This window comes from Modestobacter sp. VKM Ac-2979, from assembly GCF_026967995.1.
Taxonomy (GTDB): Bacteria; Actinomycetota; Actinomycetes; order Mycobacteriales; family Geodermatophilaceae; genus Modestobacter.
Genome location: NZ_JAPVBO010000003.1, coordinates 668,873 through 691,281, shown reverse-complemented (window position 1 = coordinate 691,281; position 22,409 = coordinate 668,873). Strand labels below are relative to the sequence as shown.

The following is a 22,409-nucleotide window of genomic DNA, read 5'->3' as shown; positions in this document are numbered from 1 at the left end:
CGGAAGCTAAGCCTTTCAGCGCCGATGGTACTGCCCGGGGGACCGGGTGGGAGAGTAGGACGCCGCCGGACATAACTTCACGAAACGGGGGTCGGAGCATTGCGCTCCGGCCCCCGTTTTGTGCGTTTGTCCGCTTTCGTCGACCGACCGGACGCAGCCGCTTCAGCGGTGTGTCGGGTGGATGCGATGCCGTACAGGTGCCCCCACCGGGCGTGCGCCGTTCACCAGTGAGGTACGTAGAACACCATGACTTCTCCGCGACGGGGGCCCTCTGGCTCCGACCGTGGCCGCAGCGCCGGCGGCGCCGGTCGACCGCAGCGCCCCGCGGGGCACCGCGGCTCCCGGCCCACCGAGGGCAATCGGGGAGCCCGGCCCGCAGACGGCAGCCGTGGAGCTGCCGGTGGCGGGCGGTCGTCACGTGACGATCGCCCGAGCGCATCAGGTGGTCCCGGAGGGGAGTGGCGCGACCGTCGTCCGGCCGGCGAACGGTCCTCGGGTGGTCGCTCAGGTGGCGGGCGCCCCCAGGGCCAGGGTCGTCCGCAGGGTCAGGGTCGTCCGCAGGGTGATCGCCCCGCGTGGCAGGACCGTCGTCCCGGTGGTGACCGTCCGCAGGGTGGTGGGCGTCCGCAGGGTGGTGGGCGTCCGCAGGGTGGTGGCCGTCCGCAGGGTGACCGTCCGGCGTGGCAGGACCGTCGTCTCGGTGGTGACCGTCCGCAGGGTGGTGGGCGTCCGCAGGGTGATCGCCCCGCGTGGCAGGACCGTCGTCCCAGTGGTGACCGGCCTCAGGGTGCAGGTCGTCCGCAGGGTGATCGCCCCGCCTGGCAGGACCGTCGTCCCAGTGGTGACCGGCCTCAGGGTGCAGGTCGTCCGCAGGGTGATCGCCCCGCGTGGCAGCACCGTCGTCCCAGTGGCGATCGTCCGCAGGGTGGTGGGCGTCCGCAGGGTGACCGTCCCGCCTGGCAGGACCGTCGCCCGGCCGGAGACCGGCCTCAGGGTGCAGGTCGTCCGCAGGGTGATCGCCCCGCGTGGCAGGACCGTCGTCCCAGTGGTGACCGCCCGCAGGGTCAAGGGCGCCCGCAGGGTGGTGGCCGCCCGCAGGGAGACCGCCCGGCGTGGCAGGACCGTCGTCCCAGTGGCGATCGCCCGCAGGGTGGTGGGCGTCCGCAGGGTGACCGTCCCGCCTGGCAGGACCGTCGCCCGGCCGGAGACCGGCCTCAGGGTGCCGGTCGTCCGCAAGGTGATCGCCCCGCGTGGCAGGACCGTCGTCCCAGTGGTGACCGCCCGCAGGGTCAAGGGCGCCCGCAGGGTGGTGGCCGTCCGCAGGGAGACCGCCCGGCGTGGCAGGACCGTCGTCCCAGTGGTGACCGGCCTCAGGGTGCCGGTCGTCCGCAGGGTGATCGTCCGGCGTGGCAGGACCGCCGCCCGGCCGGAGACCGGCCTCAGAGTGCCGGTCGTCCGCAGGGTGATCGCCCGGCGTGGCAGGACCGCCACCCCAGTGGTGACCGCCCGCAGGAACAAGGGCGTCCGCAGGGTGACCGGCCCGCGTGGCAGGACCGCCGTCCCAGTGGTGACCGGCCGCAGGGGCAGGAGCGTCCGCAGGGTGATCGTCCGGCGTGGCAGGACCGTCGCCCTGAGGGGGACACGGCCGTGCGTCGGGCGCCGGGCCCTGCGCTGCCGGAGTGGGTGGACCCGCGGGACCTCGACCAGTCGGTCCGGTCGGCACTGCGCGGCCTGGACTCCCGCAACGCCGACACCGTGGCTCGGCACCTCGTGGCCGCCGGCGGACTGCTCGACGACGAGCCGGAGTTGGCGCTCGAGCACGCCCGCGCAGCTCGTGACCGCGCGTCCCGCATCGCTGCCGTCCGCGAGGCCGTCGGCGTCGCGGCCTACCACGCAGGCGACTACGCCGAGGCCGCCCGCGAGCTGCGGGCCTACGCCCGGATGAGCGGTGACGACAGCTACCGCGCCGTGCTGGCGGACTGTGAGCGCGCCCTGGAACGGCCGGAGAACGCGTTGCGGCTGGTCCAGGAGGCGCTGGCCACCCAGCCCGGTGACGAGGAGCTCGTGGAACTGCGGCTCGTCGAGGCCGGGGCCCGACAGGACCTGGGCGAGACGGCAGCCGCTGCGCTGGTGCTCGAGGCTGCCCTCGGCGGACGTCCGACCCCCGCGACGCTGGGGAACCCGGACCTCGGCCAGCTCCGGCTCGCCACCGCGTACGCCGAGCTGCTCGACGCCCGCGGCGAGGAGGAACTGGCCGGTGAGTGGTTCGCCGCCATCGCCGCGGCCGACCCCGACGACCTCACCGGCGTTGCGGCCCTCTTCGCAGACGAGGACGAGGCGGAGGCGGAGGCGGACGAGGACGAGGGCGCCGACGAGACGGTGGCCACCGACGGCCTGGCTGTCGACGTCGCGATCGCCGACGAAGGGGTCGTCGAGGACGAGCCCGTTGCGGAGGACGCTTCGGCGGAGGTCGCCGACGCAGATCGCCCGGGTGTCGGCACCGCCGAGATCGGCGGGGTCGAGTTCGCCGATGCCGACTTCGGGGACGTCTCGGCCGATGACATCGAGGCCGAGGTGGCCGAGCTCCTCGGCGAGACGCCGCCCCCCGTCGAGCGGGACCACACGCGCCTGTTCCAGGAGGCGCCCGGGCACGACGTCCCGGAGCAGGAGTCACCGACGGACTGACCTCCGTCGTCCACACCGGCCAGGTGCGTCCACAGATCGTGGGCACACCTGGCCGGTGCGCTGTCCGGGCAGCGAGGCTCGCGGCATGAGCCTTGCTGTCATCGACCGGAACGACGTCGTCCTGCGCGGCCGGCTGTCCGCCCCACCCGAGCTGCGCCCGTTGCCCAGTGGCGACACCCTGCTGGTCTTCAAGCTCGTCGTCCGCCGGGAGAGCCCCCGACCCCGGGGGCCGAAGTCCGACGTGATCACCTGCGTCAGCCTGTTGCCGGCGCTCCAGCGCTACGCGGCTGCCTGGACCCCGGACGACGTCGTGGAGGTGGAGGGGTCGCTGCAGCGCCGGTTCTGGCGGACCCCGACCGGCACGGCGGTCGCCTACGAGGTCACCTGCCGGCGCGGCCGCAAGGTCTCCCGGGGAGCGCCCCGGGCGTCGGCCGAGCCGGCGTGAGCGGCCCCGGATCGACGATCCGGGCCGTCCGCCGGTCAGTGCCCGTGCGGACGCAGCACCAGACCGGTGCGGGGCTTGGGCACGAAGAGGGTCGACTTGCGCGGCATCCGCGCCCCCGCCCGGGCGACCGCCGCCACATCGGCCGGCGACGGGGAACGCAGCAGCAGGGCCACGCCGGCCCGGTCCGCAGCCAGCCGCAGCGCCTCCTCGACGTCGTGGGCGACCAGCACCGAGGAGGGGTCGTCCGGGCGCCCCCACAGACCGGTCAGCAGCGCGGCATGGGCGAGGACGACGTCCAGCCGCCGCCAGGCCGTGGGCGCCTCGGCCGGCACGGCTGCCCGCATCGCCGGCGACGGCTCGGACAGCTCGGCGACCCGGCTGCCGTCGGTGAGCAGGAACGTCCCGTCCGCTCCGGTCTCCAGCCAGTCGGCGATCACCGGCCGGACGGCGCTGCCGGGCTGCGCGAGGTCACGGACCGCGAACCCGGCAGCCGCCGACTCCACCGCGGTCGACATCGACAGGTCGGGCACCACGCGGTGGATGGCCCGGACCCGCAGCCCGCCGGCCCCCATCGGCGTGACCAGCGCCAGCACGCTGCCCTGGCCGGCCCGGCCGCGCTGGTGGTCGCGGGCGGCCGCGAAGCGGTGGTGCCCGTCGGCGATCACCGCCGCCGTCCCGGCCAGGGCGCGGGTCAGCCGGTCCAGCACCTCCGGGTCGGTGACCCGCCACAACCGATGGACCACCCCGTCGGGGTCGGCGACCTCCAGGGTGGGCGGGACGTCCCCGGTCTGCCGGGTGAGCGCCGCCACCTCCGGGTCGGGGTCGTGCGCGAGGACGATGGGCTCCAGATCGGTGTCCGTCGCGGCCAGCAGGGCGGCGCGTCCGGCGACGGCCGGGGGGAAGGTGTCCTCGTGGGGGAGCACGGCCACCGAACCAGCGGCCGGCAGCGTCACCGCCCCCAGCCAGCCGACCGTGGGAACGGCTCCCGGCGCGGCCATCTCGTACCGCCACAGCGCGGGCACCTCGTCGTGGACCAGCACGTCCTCGGCCAGCCAGGCACGCAGCGTCTCGCCGGCGACAGCGGCAGACCGCTGGTCGCGTTCGGCGCGGGTGATCTCCCGCCCCGGCAACGGCTCGACGCCGGGCAGGATCAGGCGGACGATGTTGTGCGGATCGGCGGCGGCCAGACGGTCCCGCCCCGCCGGGTTCACGAGGTCGTAGGCCGGTGAGCTCACCCGTGCCAGGTGGTCGCCGTCGTGCTCGCGGTAGGTCAGGGCGCGGAACGGCCGGACGTCGAGGCCCGTCACGTCAGCGGGCGGGGCGTCCGCCGACGTCGAGGGCAGGAGGTCGTCGAGGGCACGGGTCGATCGTAGGAGTGCCCCCGCCGGGGGCCGGGAGCGGTGCCTGCCGGCACCGGCGGCGCGTGGAGCACCCGGAGAGGGTGCGGGGGAGGAACTGCGGTGGCGGACCCGGGACAGCCGGACGGCGGCGTCTACGACTGGTACCAGCGAGGGCTCGACCTGCTGGGCGATGGCAACCCCGATGCTGCCGCGACCCTGCTCGACCGCGCGCTGGCCGCCGAACCCGGTTCACGCAGCGTGCGGGAGGCCCTGGCCCGGGCCCAGTACGACGCCGGCCGGTACCGCGAGGCGATCGAGTCCTTCGGCGCGCTGATCGCGGTCGACCCCGCCGACGACTACGCCCAGTTCGGGCTCGGGCTTGCCGCCAGCCGGGCCGGGGAGCTCGAGCTCGCCGCCGAACACCTCGCGCTGGCCGTGGCGATGCGTCCCGACCAAGGCCATTACGCCCGGGCATTGCGCGGCGTCCGAGCCCGGCGGGGGCTGGCGACGGAGCTGCCCTGAGGCCCGGCCCGCACGGCCCTGCGACAGGATGACGAGGTGAGCTCCGACGCTGGGTCCAGCCCTCGCCCGACCGACGCCCGTCCGCCGCTGGCCGCCGGCACCGACACACCGCCCACCCGCGCCTACGACGTGGCCCTGCTCGACCTCGACGGCGTGGTCTACGTCGGCCCTGCTGCCGTCCCCGGGGTCCCCGCGGCCCTGCAGGCCGCCCGGGACGAGGGCATGCGGCTCGGCTTCGTCACCAACAACGCCGCCCGGACGCCGGAGCAGGTGGCCGCGCACCTGACCGAACTCGGCATCCCGGCCGCACCCGACGACGTCATCACCAGCTCGCAGGCCGCCGCCTCGGTCGTGGCCGGGCTGGTCGGGCCGGGCGCGCGGGTCCTGCCGGTCGGTGGCCCCGGGGTCGCGGCCGCCCTGTCGGCGGCGGGTCTGACGGTGGTCGACCGGGCCGAGGAGGAGCCGGCCGCCGTCGTCCAGGGTTACGGCCCGCAGGTGGGCTGGGCACAGCTGGCCGAGGCAGTGGTGGCCGTGCGGGCCGGCGCCCGGCACGTCGCCACGAACACCGACGCGACGATCCCCTCGCCCCGCGGCGTGCTGCCCGGCAACGGTGCGCTGGTCGGCGTGGTCAGCACGGTCACCGGGCAGCAGCCGCTGGTCACCGGTAAGCCCGACCCGGCCATGCACGCCGAGTGCGTCCGCCGGACCGGCGCCCATCGGCCGCTGGTGGTCGGCGACCGGCTCGACACCGACATCGAGGGCGCCCGCCGGGCCGACGCGGCCAGCCTGCTGGTGTTCTCCGGGGTGGCCACCCCGGCCGACCTGCTCGCCGCAGGCCCGGTGCACCGGCCGGACCTGCTCTCCGCAGACGCTGCCGGGTTGCTGGTCGCGCACCCGGCAGTGACCCCGGTCGAGGCCGAGTGGACCTGGCGGTGTGGCGGCTGGGAGGCCGCCGCCGACGGGGAGCAGGTGACGTTGCGCGCGGTCGGGCCGGAGCGGGAGGGGGCCGACGGGCTGGACGGGTTGCGCGCGCTCGCCGTCGCGCACTGGTCGCGGCATCCCGCGGAGGGACGGCCGGCGGTGCTGCGGCCCGGGGACGACGCGGCTGCCGAGCTGCTGGCCGGCTGGGCCCTGACCGCCGGGTGACGGTCCGGGCCGGCGGGTCAGAGGAGCGAACGCAGCCGCAGCATGTCGCGGAGGCCCGCTTCGAGCTTGATCCGGCCCGACGCCCACGCGGGCGCGAAGGACAGCTGCCCCGACGTCAGGGCCAGCAGGTCGTCGCTGGTCATCGTCAGCCGGATGTCGGCCTTGGGCACCGCGGGCCCGTCCGGCAGCGCGGTCATGTCGTGCACCGAGCCGCGGGCCAGCCGGCCGGCGACCACCTGGTCGAGGTCGGTCAGCCGGCAGGAGACGCTGCGGTCCAGGTCCCGTGCCGCCTCCTTGGCGGCCAGCTTGCCCACGAAGTCGTCCAGGGCGGTCATGCACTCGTCCAGCGTCGCCACGTCGTGGTGCCTCCTCCAGCCGGTGACCGGGCTCGTCCCGGCCGGGCGGTCGCAGCGGGACGCTACCGGCGGGGAGGACGACCCGGCGCGGGCGGTCCGGCGCGCGGCCCGGTGCCGTCGCCGAGGGCGGGTCCACCGGCTGCTCCGGTGCGCCGTCGCCGGTCGGTGGCGGCCGGTAGCCTGCCAGGTGGTCGCCGGGTCCCCGGTGACCGGCGAGCCGGCAGCTGCCGGCTCGCCGGCGTCGACCGCGTGTGGAGGAGGAGCCCGTGAGCGTGCCCGGCCAGCCCCGCCCGGTCCCGCACCCGCCAGGCGGCGCCCGGCCCGCTCCGGCGGGCACCGACGCAGTGACCACGCAGGAGTCCACGGCGCGTCCCGCGGCGTCCCCGTTCGCCGACCTGGCCGGTCGGCCGGTGGCCGAGCACGTCGCGGTCTTCGAGGCCGAGCACGAGCGGCTGCAGCGCGAACTGTCCACCATCGACCAGCTCTGATGGCCCGCCGCAGCCGGCTCGATGCCGAGCTCGTGCGCCGCGGGCTGGCCCGCTCCCGTGAGGACGCCGTCGCGCTCATCGCCGAGGGCCGGGTCACCGTCGGTGGGCAGGCCGCCACCAAGCCGGCCACCGGCGTGGAGGCGGGCACGCCCGTCGTCGTCCGCACCGACCCCGACCAGCCCCGGTGGGTCTCCCGCGGCGCGCACAAGCTGATCGGCGCCCTGGACGCGTTCGGAGTGCCCGTCGAGGGCCGGCGGGCGCTGGACGCCGGCGCCTCCACCGGCGGCTTCACGGAGGTGCTGCTGCGCCGTGGCGCCCGGGAGGTCGTCGCCGTCGACGTCGGCTACGGCGAGCTCGCCTGGTCGCTGCGCACCGACGAGCGGGTCGCCGTGCACGAGCGGACCAACGTCCGCGAGCTGACACCGGAGGCGATCGGCGGCGCCACCGACCTGGTCGTGGCCGACCTCTCCTTCATCTCCCTGCGGCTGGTGCTGCCGGCCCTCACCGGCTGCGCCGGACCCGACGCTGACCTGCTGCCGATGGTGAAGCCGCAGTTCGAGGTCGGCCGGGACCGGCTCGGCTCGGGTGGGGTCGTCCGCGACCCCGCCCACCGCGCCGACGCCGTCGCCACCGTCGCGGCGGCCGCCGCCGAGCTCGGCTGGGGCACCGCCGGGGTGGTGGCCAGCCCGTTGCCCGGTCCGGCGGGCAACGTGGAGTTCTTCCTCTGGCTCCGCCGTGACGCACCCCCACCGGACCAGGCCGACATCGACCGAGCAGTTCAGGAAGGACCACAGTGACCGAGCCCCAGCCAGGCGCACCGGCGGGCGCCGCCGACGAGGACCGTCCGGCTCAACGGCGGGTGCTGCTGGCCGTGCACACCGGGCGCGCCGACATCGTCGGGCTCGCCCGCTCCGCCGCCGCCCGGCTCGCCGAGGCCGGCATCGTGGTCCGGCTGCTGGACGACGAGGCCGAGGCGATGGCCGTCCCCGGCGCGGAGGTCTGCCCCTTCGGCCCCGGAGCGGCGGAGGGCGTGGAGATCGTGCTGGTCTTCGGGGGCGACGGCACCTTCCTGCGGGCCGCCGAGATGGCGCGCAGCACCGATGCGGCGATCACCGGCGTCAACCTCGGCCGGGTGGGCTTCCTGGCCGAGACCGAGCCCGAGGCGGTCGAGGAGATGATCGCCGCGGTGCAGCGCTGCGAGTACGACGTGGAGGAGCGGCTCACCCTGGAGGCCACCGTGCTGGACGCCGAGGGCCGGCCGACCGGTGAGGGCACCTGGGCGCTCAACGAGATCTCGGTGGAGAAGGTCGAGCGGGCCCGGGTGCTCGACGTCGTCCTGGAGGTCGACGGACACCCGCTGACCAGCTTCGGCTGCGACGGCGTCCTGTGCGCCACGCCCACCGGGTCCACCGCCTACGCCTTCTCCGCCGGTGGCCCGGTCGTGTGGCCCGACGTCGAGGCGCTGCTCCTGGTGCCGACCAACGCACACGCCCTGTTCGCCCGGCCACTGGTCACCTCACCGACCTCCGTGCTGACCATCGCCGTCCCGCCGGACGGCACCCGGGCCCGTGTGTCGGCCGACGGCCGCCGGGTCGTCGACGTGCCCGACGGTGGCCGGGTCGAGGTCCGGCGCTCCGAGCGGCCGGTCCGCATCGCCCGGATGAACCCGACCGCGTTCGGCGACCGGCTGGTCGCCAAGTTCGGGCTGCCGGTCCGGGGCTTCCGGGACGCTCGCTCCCACGGGCCCGGCCACGAGGCGCCCGTCGGGCGCACCAACGTGCTGACCGGGGACGTCAACACCAGCGACGGCGTCCTGCGGACCGCAGAGGAGGTGGGCGGTGGCCACCCGGACGGCACGGCGTGAGCGGCCGGCTCCGCAGCCGGAGCCCGCGCAGGCGCCGAACGGCGCGCTGTCGGAGCTGCACATCCACGGTCTGGGCTCCATCGACGACGTCACCCTGGAGTTCGGCCGCGGCCTGACCGTGGTCACCGGGGAGACCGGTGCCGGCAAGACGATGGTGGTGACCGGCCTGAGCCTGCTCTTCGGCGGGCGGGCGGACCAGGGCCGGGTCCGCGCGGGGGTGCGGGCCGGCGTCGAGGGCCGGCTGGTGCTGCCGCCGGACTCCCCGGTGTGGGCCCGCGCCGCCGACGCCGGCGCGGAGCCCGACGAGGACGGCAGCCTGATCCTGGCCCGCACGTTCAGCGCCGAGGGGCGCTCCCGGGCCCACCTGGGCGGCCGCAGCGTGCCCATCGGCGTGGTCGCCGAGCTGGCCGAGGACGTGCTCGCGGTGCACGGGCAGACCGACCAGCAGCGGCTGACCCGCCCCACGGAGCAGCGGCGCGCCCTGGACCGGTACGCGGGCACCGAGCACCTGGCGCTCGTCGAGGAGCACCGCGCCGCCCATGCGGTCTGGCGCCGGCTGGCCGAGGACCTGGACCGCCGTCGCGGCCAGGCCCGGGAGCTCGCCCAGGCCGCCGACGTGCTGCGGCACGGCCTGGAGGAGATCGCCGCGGTGGCGCCCGAGCCGGGCGAGGACGTCGACCTCGACACCCTGGCCAAGCGGCTGGGTGACGCCGATGCGCTGCGCTCGGTCGCCGACACCGCCCGGCTGGCGCTCGTCGGGGACGTCACCGGCGACCTCGGCGGGGACGGCGACCTCCCGCAGGACGCCACCAGCGCACTGGCCACGGCCGAGCGGGCGCTGGCCGGTTCCGACGACCCCACCCTGGTCCTGCTCGCCCAGGACCTCGCCGACGCGGTGGCCGTGGTCTCCGACGTCGGTGTGCAGCTGGCCAGCTACGTCGCCGACCTGGACGCCGACCCGGCGCGGCTGGCCGAGGTGCTCGACCGCCGGGCGGCGCTGACCGCGCTGGTCCGCAAGTACGCCGACGCGGGGGAGGGGCTGGCCGGGGTGCTGGCCTGGTCCGCCGACGCAGCCGACCGGCTGTCCCAACTCGACGTCTCCGACGAGGCGCTGGCGACGCTGGAGACCGAACGGGACGTCGCCCGCACCGGACTGGCCGCGCTGTCCGCCCGGGTGACCGCCGGCCGTCAGGCCGCGGCGGAGGGCTTCGCCGCCGAGGTGGGGGGCGAGCTGGCCGGCCTGGCGATGAAGAACGCGCAGGTGTCCTTCCGGATCGACACCGACGTCGACCAGCCCGGTCCGGACGGCGCCGACGAGGTCGTCCTGCTGCTGTCACCGCACCCGGGGGCACCGGCGCGGCCGGTGCACAAGGGCGCCTCCGGCGGTGAGCTGTCCCGGGTGATGCTGGCCATCGAGGTGGTGTTCGCCGGCGCCGACCCGGTGCCGGTGATGGTCTTCGACGAGGTCGACGCCGGGGTGGGCGGTCAGGCGGCCGGGGAGATCGGCCGGCGGCTGGCCCGGCTCGCCCGTGAGCACCAGGTGGTCGTGGTCACCCACCTGGCCCAGGTCGCCGCCTTCGCCGACACGCACCTGGTGGTGGACAAGTCGCCGGACACCGCCCTGGGCGTCACCGCCACCGACATCCGGGCGGTGCGGGACGAGGACCGGGTGCGGGAGCTGGCCCGGATGCTGTCCGGCCTGGCCGACAGCGACACCGGCCAGGCCCACGCCCGGGAACTCCTCGCCGTCGCAGCCGAACGAGGCCGCTGACCCCCGGCCCCGCGCGAGGGGCGCGGGTGGCCCCGTCCAGAGGCTCGCCCCGAGCTCGCGCGGGGTGAGGAGGACGGGGTCCTCCGTCAGGGGCGCTTGGCGTACCCGGCCAGGCCGAACTGCAGCAGCGCGAGCCCGCGGCGGCCGCGGGCGCGCAGCTCGGTCACCAGCTCGGGGCCGGACGCGCCGGCGAGCACCCGGTCCCGAGCCGCTTCCAGCAGCGCCGAGTACAACCCCAGGACGGCGTTGGCGGCCAGCCACGGCTCCAGGTCCCCGGCGGCGGCGCGCGTCTCGAGGGTGATCTGCTCGGCGAGGGTGTCGGTCAGCGCGCCGAGGATCTCCCGTTCCCGGGCCTGCAGCGTCCGGCTGCCGCGGATGATCCGGGCCATCTCGGCGACACCCTCGGCCGCGGCGGGGGAGCCCAGCTGGCTCACCGCGGCGACGACGAAGCCACCGGCCGCAGCTGCGGCCGACTCCCCGGCCGGGCGCCGGCGGACGGCGTCCAGCAGCGCCGCGCGCATGGGCGGGTCGGCCTCGAAGACCAGCCCCTCCTTGACCGGGAAGTGGTTGAAGACGGTCTTCTCCACGACGCCGGCGCGCTGGGCGATCTCGATCACGCTGACGTGGTCGAAGCCCCGTTCGGCGAACAGCTCGGCCGCCGCGTCGACGATGGCCTCCCGGGTGCGCAGGCGCCGCTGCTCCCGCAGGTTGGGGCCGCGCCGTTCCCGCCGACGGGCCCGTCGGCCGGGGCCGGCCGCGTCCGCCGGCTCGGCGGCGCTCGCCGGCTGGGGGTCGCTCCCGGCCGGGCCGGCGACGTCCTCCACCGGCTCGGCCGGCAGCCGTGCGGTCGTGTTCGGGGCCACTCCTGCCGGGGCCACCGCTGCCGGAGGCGTCGTGGCGGCGGGCACCGGCGGTCGGGACGGCAGCGGCACCACCCGGGCGGACGGCGGTTCCGCTGCCCCGGGCGGGGCGCTCGCCGGGTCGCCGGCGACGGTGCTGGTGGGCTCGACGTCCGGCGCGGCGGCGTCGTCGGCGAGCAGGTCGGTCGCTGTACTCCGGCGCGCGGAGGCCCCTGCAGTCACAGCAGTCACGCTAGTGACGGGCCGGTCCCGTCCCCGGGCAGCGACACCCGGTCGTCGGCACGGCGAGTCGACCGGAACCCGGTGTCGCTCACTGACCGTGAGCGGTCGGCTGCGCTCGCGCGTCGGGAGGGGGGGTCCGACCGGCCCGTGGGAGCATCGAACCCATGCGCATCGGCACCCTGCGGCGCGGACGGTCGTCCGACACGGCTCCCGGCGTGACCGGCACCGTCCGCGTCGACCGGCGGACCAAGAACCTGACCAAGCGGCTCCGGCCGGGCGAGATCGCCGTGCTCGACCACCTCGACATCGACCGGGTGAGCGCCGACTCGCTCGTGGCGGGCAAGGTCGCCGCCGTCGTCAACGCCTCGCCGAGCATCTCCGGCCGGTACCCCAACCTCGGCCCCGGGATCCTGGTCGAGGCGGGCATCCCGCTGGTCGACGGAGTGGGCAAGGAGGTCCTCGCCCAGCTCAAGGAGGGCACCGAGGTCCGGCTGGAGGGCAACCGGCTCTACGCCGGTGACACGGTCGTGGCCGAGGGCGTGGAGCAGACGCCGGAGACCATCGCGGTGGCGATGGCCGAGGCCCGTGCCGGGCTGTCGGACCAGTTGGAGGCCTTCGCCGCCAACACCATGGAGTACATGAAGCGCGAACGCGCGCTGCTGCTCGACGGGGTGGGCGTCCCCGACGTCACCACCCGGATCGAGGGCCGGCACGTGCTGGTCGTCGTCCGGGGCTACGACTACAAGGAGGACCTGCAGGCCCTCCGCCCCTACATCCGGGACTACCGCCCGGTGCTCATCGGCGTGGACGGTGGCGCCGACGCGCTCAAGGAGGCCGGCTACCAGCCGGACATGATCATCGGCGACATGGACTCGGTCAGCGACTCCGTGCTCCGCTGCGGCGCCGAGGTGGTCGTGCACGCCTACCCCGACGGCCGGGCTCCTGGTCTGCAGCGGGTCACCGACCTCGGGGTCGAGGCCATCACCTTCCCGGCCGCGGCCACCAGCGAGGACATCGCCATGCTGCTGGCCGACGAGAAGGGCGCGACGCTGATCGTCGCCGTCGGCACCCACGCCACGCTGGTGGAGTTCCTGGACAAGGGCCGTGGCGGCATGGCCTCGACCTTCCTCACCCGGCTGCGGCTGGGTGGGAAGCTCGTCGACGCCAAGGGGGTCAGCCGGCTGTACCGCAGCCGGATCTCCACCCTGGCGCTCGTCCTGCTCGTGCTGGCCGCCCTGCTGTCGATCACCGCCGCGCTCGCCGTGTCCACCGCCGGCCGCGTCTATCTCGACCTGCTCATCGACCAATGGGACAGCTTCGTGTTCTGGTTGGAGAACCTCTTCTCGTGATCGACTTCCGTTACCACCTGGTCTCCCTGATCGCGGTCTTCCTGGCCGTGGCCCTGGGGATCGTCATCGGCACCACGCAGCTGAACGGACCGGTGCTGACGAACCTGCAGAGCCAGGTGACCGCCCTCCAGGAGGACAAGCGGCTGCTGGAGGACGAGACCCGGCAGCTGCAGACCACGCTGGACCAGGTCGGCAGCTTCGAGGAGGCCGTCGGCCCCGCCCTGGTCGCCGACACCCTCGCTGGGCGCAGCGTGCTGCTCGTCGTCGGCAGCGAGGACGTGCCGGCCGAGACGGTCGAGGGGATCACCGCGCTGCTGGCCGACGCGGGGGCCACCGTCACCGGCGCCCTGCGGCTCCCCGAGGGGTTCGGTGACCCGGCCAACGAGTCGGGCCTGCGCAGCTACCTGACCGGCCCCGGGCTGCCGCCCGGCGTCACCCCGGCGGAGACCGACGACACCGGTGAGCTCCTGGCCGACGTGCTGGCCGACGTGCTCGTCGTCCCCGGCGCCGACAGCGAGGAGGCCGGCGTCGTCCCCGACGCTGCGGCCACCGCCTCGGTGCTGGCCGGGCTGGAGGAGCTCGAGGTGCTCAGCCGGGACACGGCCTCGGTGGCCCCGGCCGACTTCGCCGTGCTGCTGACCGCGGGCACCGCCTCCGGTGACGACGCCGAGGAGCGCACCACCGCCCTGGTCCAGTTGGCCACCGCGCTGGACGCCCGGGGCTCCGGTGCCGTCATCGCCGGTGACCTCGCCTCGGTGGAGGACGGCGGTCTGGTCGGTGCGGTCCGCGCGGACCGGCCGGTCTCCGACGGCCTGTCCACGATCGACAACGCCGACACCCCGGCCGGCCAGATCAGCACCGTGCTCGCGCTGGTCGCCGAGGCCACGGACACCTCGGGCCAGTACGGGGTCGGGGAGGGCACCCAGCCGGTGCCCACGCCCGTCCCGTGAGCAGCTCGCGTGGGCGTGCCGCGCTGGCCGCGGGGGCCGCAGGGGCCGCGCTGGCCGGACTGGCCGGTGCCGACGCGCTGACCGCCCGCCCGGCGGGGGCGCCCTGGCGGCGGACCAACTACGCCGGGCGCCCGGTGACCCTGCTGGGTGGCCCGGTGCTGGCCGCCGCGGCGACCGGATCGGCAGTGTTCGGCGCCCCGGCGGGCCAGCGGGCCGCGGCCGCCGTCGTCGGTGTCGTCGCCGGTGCGGTCGGCGGCTACGACGACCTGGCGGGCGCCCGGCCGGAGCAGGCCCGGGACAAGGGCCTGGCCGGTCACCTGGCCGCACTGCGGGCGGGGCGGGTGTCGGCCGGCGCGGTGAAGGTCGCCGGGATCGGTGCCGCCGCTGCGGTCGCCGCCGTGCTGACCCGCCGCGGTAGCGGGGTGTCTGCCGTCGTCGACGGCGTCCTGACCACCGGCCTGGTCGCCGGGACGGCGAACCTGGTCAACCTGCTCGACCTGCGTCCTGGCCGGGCTGCGAAGGCCGCCGTGCTGCTGTCCGCGGCGACCGTGGGCGGCCCTGCCGGTGGGCTGGTCGCCGGCCCGCTGGGCGCGGGCCTGGCGGTGCTGCCCGCGGACCTCGGCGAGCGCGTGATGCTCGGCGACTGCGGGGCCAACGCCGTCGGCGCGCTGCTCGGCCTGCGGCTGGCCGCGCTGCCGGGCCGCGGCTCCCGGGCCGGCCTGCTCGGTGTGGTCACCGCACTCACCCTGGCCAGCGAGAAGATCAGCTTCACCCGGGTCATCGAGTCGACCCCCGGCCTGCGGGAGCTCGACCGGCTCGGCCGCCGCCGGGCGTGACCGTCGTGCGGCATCCCGGGCGACGTCCTCCCGGGCGGGTCCGGCGATGACGAGCACCGCCCGCCGCCGGGTCGTGCAGGGCGCGGCGGGGGCGGCGCTGCTGATCTCGGTGCTCACCCTGCTGGCCCGGCTGGCCGGGTTCGGGCGCACCGTCGTCTTCACCAACGCCGTCGGCGCCGACAGCACCGCGGACACCTACGTCGCGGCCAACAACGTGCCGAACATCGTCTTCGAGGTGGTCGCCGGCGGCGCGCTGGCCAGCCTCGTCGTCCCGATGCTCGCCGGCGGGATCGCCGCCGGGGACCGGGAGCAGGTGCGCCGCACCGCCGGCGCGCTGCTGGGCTGGGCGCTGCTGGTACTGGTGCCGCTGGCCGCACTGCTCGCCCTCTTCGCCCGGCCGATCGCCGGTGCGCTGCTCGGGGACGACGCGGCCGAGGTCGAGCTGGCCGCCCGCTTCCTGCTCGTCTTCGCCCCGCAGGTGGTGCTCTACGGCATCGCAGTGGTGCTGACCGGAGTGCTCCAGGCGCACCGCCGCTTCGCCGGGCCCGCGCTGGCGCCGCTGCTGTCCACCCTGGTGGTCGCCTCCGCCTACCTGCTGTTCGCCGGCCTGGACGGCAGCCGCACGGTGGGCGGGCTGTCCACCACCGCCGAGCTGGTGCTCGGGGTGGGGACGACGCTGGGTGTCGTCGCGCTCGCGGCGTCCCTGCTGGTGCCGCTGCGCGGGTTGCGGCTGGGGCTGCGGCCCTCGCTCCGCTTCCCCGTGGGGGCGGCGCCCCGGGTGCGCCGGCTCGCGCTGGCCGGGGTGCTCACCCTCGCCGGCCAGCAGCTGGTCGCCCTGGTGGCGATCCGGCTCGCGGCCGATGCGCCCGACGGCACCCAGGTCGCCTACTTCGCCGGGATGACCGTCTTCCTGCTGCCCTGGGCCGCGCTCGCCGTGCCGCTGGCCACCTCGGTCTACCCGGGGCTCACCGAACGGGCCGCGGTCGGGGACGAGGAGGGGTACCGACAGGCGCTGGCGCCGGCCGTCGTCCTCACCGTGGTGAGCGGTGTGGTGGCGGCGGCGGGCCTGGTCGCGGTCTCCGGCCCGATGGCCCGGGTGTTCCTGGCCGCCCCGGAGAACGCTGGCGCTGCAGCCGCGCTCCAGTCGACGATCGCCGCCTTCGCCCCCGGCCTGGTGGGCTACGGGCTGGTCGCGCTGCTCTCCCGGGCCCTGTACGCCCGGGGGTCCTGGCGCTCGCCGACGGTCTGCGTGGTCGGTGGCTGGCTGGTGGCCGTCGCCGCGGACCTGGTGCTGGCCGCCGTGCTGCCCCCGGCCGACCGTGCGTTCGCGCTGGGCGCCGGGCACAGCATCGGGGTCACCGTGGCCGGCATCGCGCTGCTGGTCGTGGTGGCCCGGGAGGCCGGTGCGGGCGCGCTGGCCGGCGTGGCCCGTACCGGTGGGCCGGCGCTGCTGGCCGGCGGACTCGCGGGTGCGGCCGGACTGCTCACCGCTCGGGCACTGGGCGCCGACCCGGTGCCCGGGGACGGCGTGCTCCCCGCGATCGGCATCGGGCTGGCGGCCGGTGGGGTCGTGCTGGTCGTCGCCGCGGCGGTCATGATGGGGACCTCCCGGCGGCCGTTGACCGCGGCCGTGCAGGGCCTGCGGGGGGCCGACGCACCAGGAGGGGACCGATGAGCGAACAGCCTCTCCTGACCGGACGCCGGATCGCGGAGGTGCTGGCCACCAGCACCGGCGGCGTCGGCACCCACCTGCGCTCGGTGCTGTCCGCGCTGGCCCGCTCGGGCGCGGCCGTGCGGGTCTGCGGCCCGCAGGCCACCGAGGAGCTGTTCGGCTTCACCGCCACCGGCGCCGACTTCCGTCCGGTGGGCATCTCCGCAGGGCTCGACCCGGTGGCCGACCTGCGCGCCGTCCACGCCCTGCGCCGGGCCACCGCAGAGGCGGACCTGGTGCACGCCCACGGGCTGCGGGCCGGGCTGGTCGCCGCGGCGGCCCGTGCCCTGGCCGGGCAGCGTCGTCGGCCGCTGGTGCTCACCCTGCACAACGCACTCCCCGAGGGCGGCGGTCTCCGCCGCCGCGTGCTGCAGGGCGCCGAGCGGGCCACCGTCCGCGGCGCCGACGTGGTGCTGGCCGCGTCCGGGGACCTCGCCGACAACGCCCGCCGGCTCGGCGCCCGGGACGTGCGGGTCGCCCCGGTCTCCGCGCCGCCGTTGGGGCCCGCCCGGCGGGACCGGCGCGAGGTGCGGCGCGAGCTAGGGCTCGTCGACGACCGCCGGCCACTGGTCGTCGCCATCGGGCGGCTGCACCCGCAGAAGGGGTACGACTCGCTGCTGGACGCCGTCAGCCGGTGGTCGGCGGACCCGCGGCTGCGCCCGGCACCGCTGGTGGCGATCGCCGGGGACGGTCCGCTGTCCGACGAGCTGTCCCGACGCATCGCCGCCGAAGGGCTGCCGGTGACGCTGCTCGGGCGGCGCACGGATGTCGCCGACCTGCTCGGCGCCGCGGACGCGTGCGTGCTGCCCTCGGTCTGGGAGGCGCGCTCGCTGACCGCCCAGGAGGCGCTGCGGGCCGGGACGCCGCTGGTCGCCACGGCCGTGGGCGGGATCCCCGAGCTGGTCGGGGACGCCGCCGAGCTGGTGCCCGTCGGCGATGCCGCGGCCCTGGCCGAGACCGTCGCCCGGGTGCTCACCGACCCCGCCGAGATCGCCCGGCTGGGGGCCGCCGGACCACGTCAGGCGGCCACCTGGCCCGACGAGGCGGCGACCGCGGCCGCTCTGGTCGACCTCTACCGGGAGCTGCTCGGACCCCCCGGGGAGCGGTGATGAGCGGACCGGGCGCCCTCCTGCGCCTGTTCTCGGCCTCGCTGGTCCTGCTCGCCCTGCTCGGCGGACTGCTCGCGGGCACCACCGGCCCGGCGGCGGCCGCCACCGCCGAGGGACCGTGGTCGGCCACCCGGGTGGTGGACGTCGGCGTCGCCGGGCTGACCTGGTCGGACCTGGACCCCGAGCGCACCCCCGAGCTGTGGGCGCTGGCCGAGGAGTCGGCCATCGGTGCGCTGTCGGTGCGGGCCGCCCGACCCACCACCTGCCTGCTGGACGGCTGGGCCACCCTGGGGGCGGGCAACCGGGCCCGCTACCCGGGCCCGGTGGAGCCGGTCCCCCCGGTGCCCGTGCCGAGCGTCCCGCTCGCGGAGGACGACGCGGTCGCGAACGGCGCCGACGACGGCTCGGCCGCGGTGCAGGCGGACACCCGGCTGTCCTGGTGCGGGCTGGAGGAGCAGGTCGCCGACGTCGGCCTCGCCGAGCCGCAGCAGACCGTCGCGCGGGTGGCCGCCGACGAGGCGACCGCCCGGTTCGGTGCCGAGCCCGGCGCCCTCGGCGAGGCGGTGGACTGCAGCACGGTGGTCGGCCGCGCCGGCTCGCTGGCGGTGGCGGGGGAGTCCGGCGAGTTCAGCGTCCGGGACCGGCTGCCGACCGAGCCGGCCGAGGTCGCCGCGCTGCTGGCGGAGTGCCCGCTCACCGTCGTCTCGCTGGACCAGCTCACCGACGCCGGCGCACCGGCCGTCGAGGAGACCGACACCGGCACCCAGCCCTCCCGCCGGGAGGCGGCGCTGGCGGTCATCGACCAGACCGTCGGCCGGCTGCGCGACGCGGTGGCCGAGCTGCCCGGGGACACGCTCTTCCTGCTGCAGGGGGTCTCGGAGGTCAACGGCGGCCGGCCGCAGCTGCACGTGGGGCTGGCCAACGGGCCGGGGGTGGCGCCGGGCTGGCTGACCAGCGCGAGCACCGGCCGGGCGCCCTTCGTCCAGCTGATCGACGTCGCGCCCACGATCCTGCAGGCGCTGGGCCTGGACCGGGTTGGCTCGATGAACGGGCAGCCGTTCCGGGTGGCCGGCGACCGGCCCGACCTGGCGACCGCGATCGCCGAGCTGGAGCAGGTCAACACCCGCGCCGTCGTGCACTACCGCAGCACCGGCACCACCTTCTGGCTGCTGGTGGCGCTCAACGGCGCCCTGGTCGTGCTGGGCCTGCTCGGCCTCGGCGGCTGGGCCACCGGGTGGTTCCCCGGCCGGACCCGGGGCCGCGGGCGGGTGCGGACCTGGCTGCAGCAGCGCACCCCGGGACGGCGCCGGACGGCGGCGCTGCGGGTCGCCGCGCTCGCCGTCGCCGCCGTCCCGGTGTCGACCTACCTGGCCAACCTGGTGCCCTGGGAGCTCAGCTCGGCCCCGCGGCCGGCGCTGGCCGGCTCGGTGCTCGGCTGCACCGTCGCGGTGACCGCGGTCGCCGCGCTGGGGCCGTGGCGGCGGACCCGGCTGGGGCCGGCGGTCGCCGTCCTGGTCATCACCCTGGGGACCCTGGTGGGCGATGTGCTCACCGGCTCCCACCTCGAGCTCGACGGACTGCTGGGCTACGACGCCATCGTCGCCGGCCGGTTCACCGGGTACGGCAACCTGAGCTTCGGGCTGCTGGCGGTCAGCTCCCTGCTGCTCACCGCCGCGGCGGCTGCGGCGGTGGCCCGCCGGGCGGGCACACCCGGTCGTCGGCACTGGCTCCTGCCGGTGCTGGGAGCCGGGATGGGCACCGTGGTCGTGATCGGCGCACCGTCGCTGGGCCGGGACTTCGGGGGAGTGCTGGCCGCCGTCCCCGGGTTCCTGGTGCTCGGGATGCTGCTGGGCCACATCCGGGTCACGGTGGTCCGGCTGGTGGCGGTGCTCGCCGTCGCCGTGCTGGCCGTCGGCTCCGTCGCGGTGCTCGACTGGCTCGGCCCGGCCGACGAGCGCAGCCACCTGGGTCGCTTCGTCGGGCAGCTGCTGGACGGCGAGGCCTGGACCGTGGTGAGCCGGAAGGCCCAGGCCAACCTCAACATCCTGCTGGGCAGCCCGCTGGCCTGGATGCTGCTGGTCGCCCTGGTCGCCGCGGTGTGGCTGCTGCGCCCCGGCGGGCTGCTGCGCACCCGCCCGGGTCACCCCGCCGCGGGGCTGCCCGCCGCCGACCTGCGGGTGCTGCGGGCCGGGCTCGTGACGGTCGCGCTGAGCCTGACCCTGGGCGCACTGGTCAACGACAGCGGCGTCGCCCTCCCGGCGACCGCCGCCACCCTCCTGGTGCCCCTGCTGGTGTGGCTGGTCGCCAGTGCACCGGGCGGCGACGGGGCCGCCGAGCCGCTCCCGGGTCGGGCGCCGGGAGCGGCTCCGGAGGGCCCGGGAGCCCGTGTTAACGTGGGCGTCCGTGGGTCGACTGGCAGAACCTCGTGACCGCGGACCTCTTCTCCCCAACTCCCAGCCGACGAAGTTCGTCTTCGTCACCGGCGGCGTCGTGTCGTCACTGGGCAAGGGACTGACAGCAAGTTCTCTGGGGGCGTTGCTCTCCAGCCGTGGCCTGCGGGTCACGATGCAGAAGCTGGACCCGTACCTCAACGTGGACCCGGGGACGATGAACCCCTTCCAGCACGGCGAGGTGTTCGTCACCGAGGACGGCGCCGAGACCGACCTGGACATCGGGCACTACGAGCGGTTCCTGGACACCGACCTCACCGGCCGGGCCAACGTGACCACCGGCCAGGTGTACTCCGACGTGATCGCCAAGGAGCGGCGCGGGGAGTACCTGGGCGACACGGTGCAGGTGATCCCGCACATCACCAACGAGATCAAGTCGCGCATCATGGCCGTGGCAGAGGGCCCGGAGCGGGTCGACGTGGTCATCACCGAGGTCGGCGGCACGGTCGGTGACATCGAGTCGCTGCCGTTCCTGGAGGCCGCCCGACAGGTGCGGCACGAGATCGGCCGGGACAACTGCTTCTTCCTGCACATCTCGCTGATCCCCTACATCGCCCCCTCCGGTGAGCTGAAGACCAAGCCCACCCAGCACTCGGTCGCCCAGCTGCGCAGCATCGGCATCCAGCCCGACGCGCTGGTCTGCCGGTCGGACCGGGAGATCTCCGAGGGCATCAAGCGCAAGATCGGCCTGATGTGCGACGTGGACGCCGACGGGGTCACCTCCTGCCCGGACGCCCCGTCGATCTACGACATCCCCAAGGTCCTGCACCGCGAGGGGCTGGACGCCTACGTCGTCCGCCGGCTGGGCCTGCCGTTCCGGGACGTCGACTGGACCGTGTGGGGCGACCTGCTGGACCGGGTGCACGACCCGAAGCAGACCGTCACCGTGGCGCTGGTCGGCAAGTACATCGACCTGCCCGACGCCTACCTCTCGGTCACCGAGGCGCTGCGGGCCGGTGGCTTCGCCCACCGCTCGCGGGTGCAGATCCGCTGGGTGCCCTCCGACGACTGCGCGACCCCCGAGGGCGCGGCGGCCGCACTGGCCGGGGTGGACGGCGTCTGCGTGCCCGGCGGGTTCGGGGTGCGCGGCATCGAGGGCAAGCTCGGCGCGATCCAGCACGCCCGGGTCAACGGCATCCCGACCCTGGGGCTGTGCCTGGGCCTGCAGTGCATGGTCATCGAGGTGGCCCGGGACCTGGCCGGCATCGAGGGCGCGAACTCCACCGAGTTCGACCCGGAGACCCCCGACCCGGTCATCTCCACCATGGCCACCCAGCTCGACGTGGTGGCCGGCCGGGGCGACATGGGCGGCACCATGCGGCTGGGCAGCTACCCGGCCGCGCTGCAGAAGGGCTCGGTCGTCGCAGCCGCCTACGGCGCCACCGAGGTCACCGAGCGGCACCGGCACCGGTACGAGGTGGCCAACGCCTACCGCGACCGGCTGACCGAGGCCGGGCTGGTCTTCTCCGGCACCTCGCCCGACGGCACCCTGGTCGAGTTCGCCGAGCTGCCCGCCGACGTCCACCCGTTCTTCGTCGGCACCCAGGCGCACCCGGAGCTGAAGAGCCGGCCCACCCGGCCGCACCCGCTGTTCGCCGCCTTCGTGCAGGCCGCCGCCGCCTACCAGGACGCCGCCCGGCTGCCGGTGCCCGAGGGCGAGCAGGTCGGGATCTAATGGCCCACGAGTACGAGGTACTGGACTCCGAGGAGCTCTACGCCGGCCGGATCATCTCGCTGCGCAAGGACACCGTGGCGATGCCCGGCGGCGGGGAGAGCGGGCGCGAGGTCGTGCACCACCCCGGCGCGGTCGGCATCGTCGCCCTGGACGACCAGGATCGGGTGGTGATGCTGCGCCAGTATCGGCACCCCGTCGGGGAGCACCTGTGGGAGGTGCCGGCCGGGCTGCGCGACGTCGACGGGGAGCCGCCGGTGGAGACCGCCCGCCGCGAGCTGGCCGAGGAGGTGCAGCTGTCGGCGGAGCGCTGGTCGCTGCTGACCACCCAGCACCCGTCGCCCGGCTTCTGCGACGAGCTCGTGGTGCTCTACCTGGCCGAGGGGCTCAGCGACGTCGCCCGTCCCGACGGCTTCACCGTCGAGCACGAGGAGCTGGACATGACGGTGGAGCGGGTGCCGCTGGCCGAGGCCGTCCAGTGGGTGTTCGACGGGAAGATCCGCAACTCCCTCGCCGTCATCGGTGTGCTGGCCGCCGCGCAGCTGCGGGCCACCACGCCGCAGCTCCGCCCGCTCGACGCGGTCTGACCGCGGGCCCGGGTTGCCCCCGGGCCCGCCCGCGGGTGAGGGTGGC

Annotated in this window: 20 protein-coding genes and 1 rRNA gene; 17 read left to right on the top strand and 4 right to left on the bottom strand. The window is 76.1% G+C overall.

Going from position 1 to position 22,409, the window contains the following annotated elements; genetic code table 11:
* Positions 1-71, top strand: a 5S ribosomal RNA gene (gene rrf, locus O2W15_RS24050); the annotation flags it as partial.
* 433 nt (positions 72-504) lie between these two features.
* Here the strand turns inward: rrf and O2W15_RS12040 are convergent.
* On the bottom strand, positions 505-1,518 hold the full coding sequence (locus O2W15_RS12040; protein ID WP_269179597.1) for a hypothetical protein: 1,014 nt from the start codon (positions 1,516-1,518) through the stop codon (positions 505-507).
* A gap of 129 nt (positions 1,519-1,647) precedes the next feature.
* On the opposite strand from O2W15_RS12040, the gene O2W15_RS12035 reads away from it, so the two are divergent.
* A complete protein-coding gene (locus O2W15_RS12035; RefSeq protein ID WP_269179596.1) occupies positions 1,648-2,685 on the top strand; it encodes a tetratricopeptide repeat protein in 1,038 nt (345 codons plus the stop codon).
* 85 nt (positions 2,686-2,770) lie between these two features.
* Positions 2,771-3,130: a single-stranded DNA-binding protein gene (locus tag O2W15_RS12030; protein WP_269164214.1), complete on the top strand. Its 360-nt coding sequence runs from the start codon at positions 2,771-2,773 to the stop codon at positions 3,128-3,130.
* A gap of 35 nt (positions 3,131-3,165) precedes the next feature.
* Here the strand turns inward: O2W15_RS12030 and O2W15_RS12025 are convergent, their stop codons facing one another.
* Positions 3,166-4,437, bottom strand: coding sequence for a DUF1015 domain-containing protein (locus O2W15_RS12025; RefSeq protein ID WP_269179595.1), 1,272 nt, complete (start codon positions 4,435-4,437; stop codon positions 3,166-3,168).
* A gap of 153 nt (positions 4,438-4,590) precedes the next feature.
* Here O2W15_RS12025 and O2W15_RS12020 point away from each other — a divergent pair, with 153 nt between their 5' ends.
* The gene (locus tag O2W15_RS12020) at positions 4,591-4,992 is read left to right on the top strand and encodes a tetratricopeptide repeat protein (RefSeq protein WP_269179594.1); all 402 of its coding nucleotides are present in this window, start codon (positions 4,591-4,593) and stop codon (positions 4,990-4,992) included.
* A gap of 36 nt (positions 4,993-5,028) precedes the next feature.
* Entirely contained in the window at positions 5,029-6,138 is a 1,110-nt protein-coding gene (locus tag O2W15_RS12015) for an HAD-IIA family hydrolase (RefSeq protein ID WP_269179593.1), read from the top strand.
* A gap of 17 nt (positions 6,139-6,155) precedes the next feature.
* Here O2W15_RS12015 and O2W15_RS12010 read toward each other — a convergent pair whose 3' ends face one another.
* A complete protein-coding gene (locus O2W15_RS12010) occupies positions 6,156-6,494 on the bottom strand; it encodes an alkyl sulfatase C-terminal domain-containing protein (protein ID WP_036341266.1) in 339 nt (112 codons plus the stop codon).
* A gap of 266 nt (positions 6,495-6,760) precedes the next feature.
* Here O2W15_RS12010 and O2W15_RS12005 point away from each other — a divergent pair, with 266 nt between their 5' ends.
* Genes O2W15_RS12005 through recN form a run of 4 tightly spaced genes read left to right on the top strand, consistent with a single transcriptional unit; the run spans position 6,761 to position 10,617 of the window.
* On the top strand, positions 6,761-6,982 hold the full coding sequence (locus O2W15_RS12005; protein ID WP_269179592.1) for a hypothetical protein: 222 nt from the start codon (positions 6,761-6,763) through the stop codon (positions 6,980-6,982).
* Positions 6,982-7,779, top strand: coding sequence for a TlyA family RNA methyltransferase (locus tag O2W15_RS12000; RefSeq protein ID WP_269179591.1), 798 nt, complete (start codon positions 6,982-6,984; stop codon positions 7,777-7,779). The genes O2W15_RS12005 and O2W15_RS12000 overlap by 1 nt, the downstream gene beginning before the upstream one ends.
* Positions 7,776-8,846: an NAD kinase gene (locus tag O2W15_RS11995; protein ID WP_269179590.1), complete on the top strand. Its 1,071-nt coding sequence runs from the start codon at positions 7,776-7,778 to the stop codon at positions 8,844-8,846. Before O2W15_RS12000 ends, O2W15_RS11995 begins: the two co-directional genes overlap by 4 nt.
* Positions 8,821-10,617 carry a DNA repair protein RecN gene (recN, locus tag O2W15_RS11990; RefSeq protein ID WP_269179589.1) on the top strand — a complete coding sequence of 599 codons (1,797 nt, stop codon included), beginning with the start codon at positions 8,821-8,823 and terminating at the stop codon, positions 10,615-10,617. The genes O2W15_RS11995 and recN overlap by 26 nt, the downstream gene beginning before the upstream one ends.
* A gap of 86 nt (positions 10,618-10,703) precedes the next feature.
* Here the strand turns inward: recN and O2W15_RS11985 are convergent, their stop codons facing one another.
* A complete protein-coding gene (locus O2W15_RS11985) occupies positions 10,704-11,699 on the bottom strand; it encodes a TetR/AcrR family transcriptional regulator (RefSeq protein ID WP_269179588.1) in 996 nt (331 codons plus the stop codon).
* Between the two features lie 164 nt (positions 11,700-11,863).
* Here O2W15_RS11985 and steA point away from each other — a divergent pair, with 164 nt between their 5' ends.
* From steA to O2W15_RS11945, 8 genes are read left to right on the top strand one after another with little or no spacing between them, the layout of a single operon-like run.
* Positions 11,864-13,048 (top strand): putative cytokinetic ring protein SteA, encoded by a 1,185-nt coding sequence (steA, locus tag O2W15_RS11980; protein ID WP_269164223.1) that lies wholly within the window; start codon positions 11,864-11,866, stop codon positions 13,046-13,048.
* Positions 13,045-13,998: a copper transporter gene (locus O2W15_RS11975; RefSeq protein WP_269179587.1), complete on the top strand. Its 954-nt coding sequence runs from the start codon at positions 13,045-13,047 to the stop codon at positions 13,996-13,998. The genes steA and O2W15_RS11975 overlap by 4 nt, the downstream gene beginning before the upstream one ends.
* Positions 13,995-14,834, top strand: a complete 840-nt coding sequence (locus tag O2W15_RS11970; protein ID WP_269179586.1) for a hypothetical protein — start codon at positions 13,995-13,997, stop codon at positions 14,832-14,834. Before O2W15_RS11975 ends, O2W15_RS11970 begins: the two co-directional genes overlap by 4 nt.
* Before the next feature lie 46 nt (positions 14,835-14,880).
* Positions 14,881-16,509, top strand: coding sequence for a murein biosynthesis integral membrane protein MurJ (gene murJ / locus O2W15_RS11965; RefSeq protein WP_269179585.1), 1,629 nt, complete (start codon positions 14,881-14,883; stop codon positions 16,507-16,509).
* A complete protein-coding gene (locus O2W15_RS11960) occupies positions 16,506-17,654 on the top strand; it encodes a glycosyltransferase family 4 protein (protein WP_269179584.1) in 1,149 nt (382 codons plus the stop codon). The genes murJ and O2W15_RS11960 overlap by 4 nt, the downstream gene beginning before the upstream one ends.
* Complete coding sequence (locus O2W15_RS11955; protein ID WP_269179583.1) at positions 17,654-20,083, top strand: hypothetical protein; 2,430 nt, start codon at positions 17,654-17,656, stop codon at positions 20,081-20,083. The genes O2W15_RS11960 and O2W15_RS11955 overlap by 1 nt, the downstream gene beginning before the upstream one ends.
* Entirely contained in the window at positions 20,058-21,779 is a 1,722-nt protein-coding gene (locus O2W15_RS11950) for a CTP synthase (RefSeq protein ID WP_269179582.1), read from the top strand. Before O2W15_RS11955 ends, O2W15_RS11950 begins: the two co-directional genes overlap by 26 nt.
* On the top strand, positions 21,779-22,363 hold the full coding sequence (locus O2W15_RS11945; RefSeq protein WP_269179581.1) for an NUDIX domain-containing protein: 585 nt from the start codon (positions 21,779-21,781) through the stop codon (positions 22,361-22,363). Before O2W15_RS11950 ends, O2W15_RS11945 begins: the two co-directional genes overlap by 1 nt.
* The last annotated feature ends 46 nt before the right edge of the window (positions 22,364-22,409 follow it).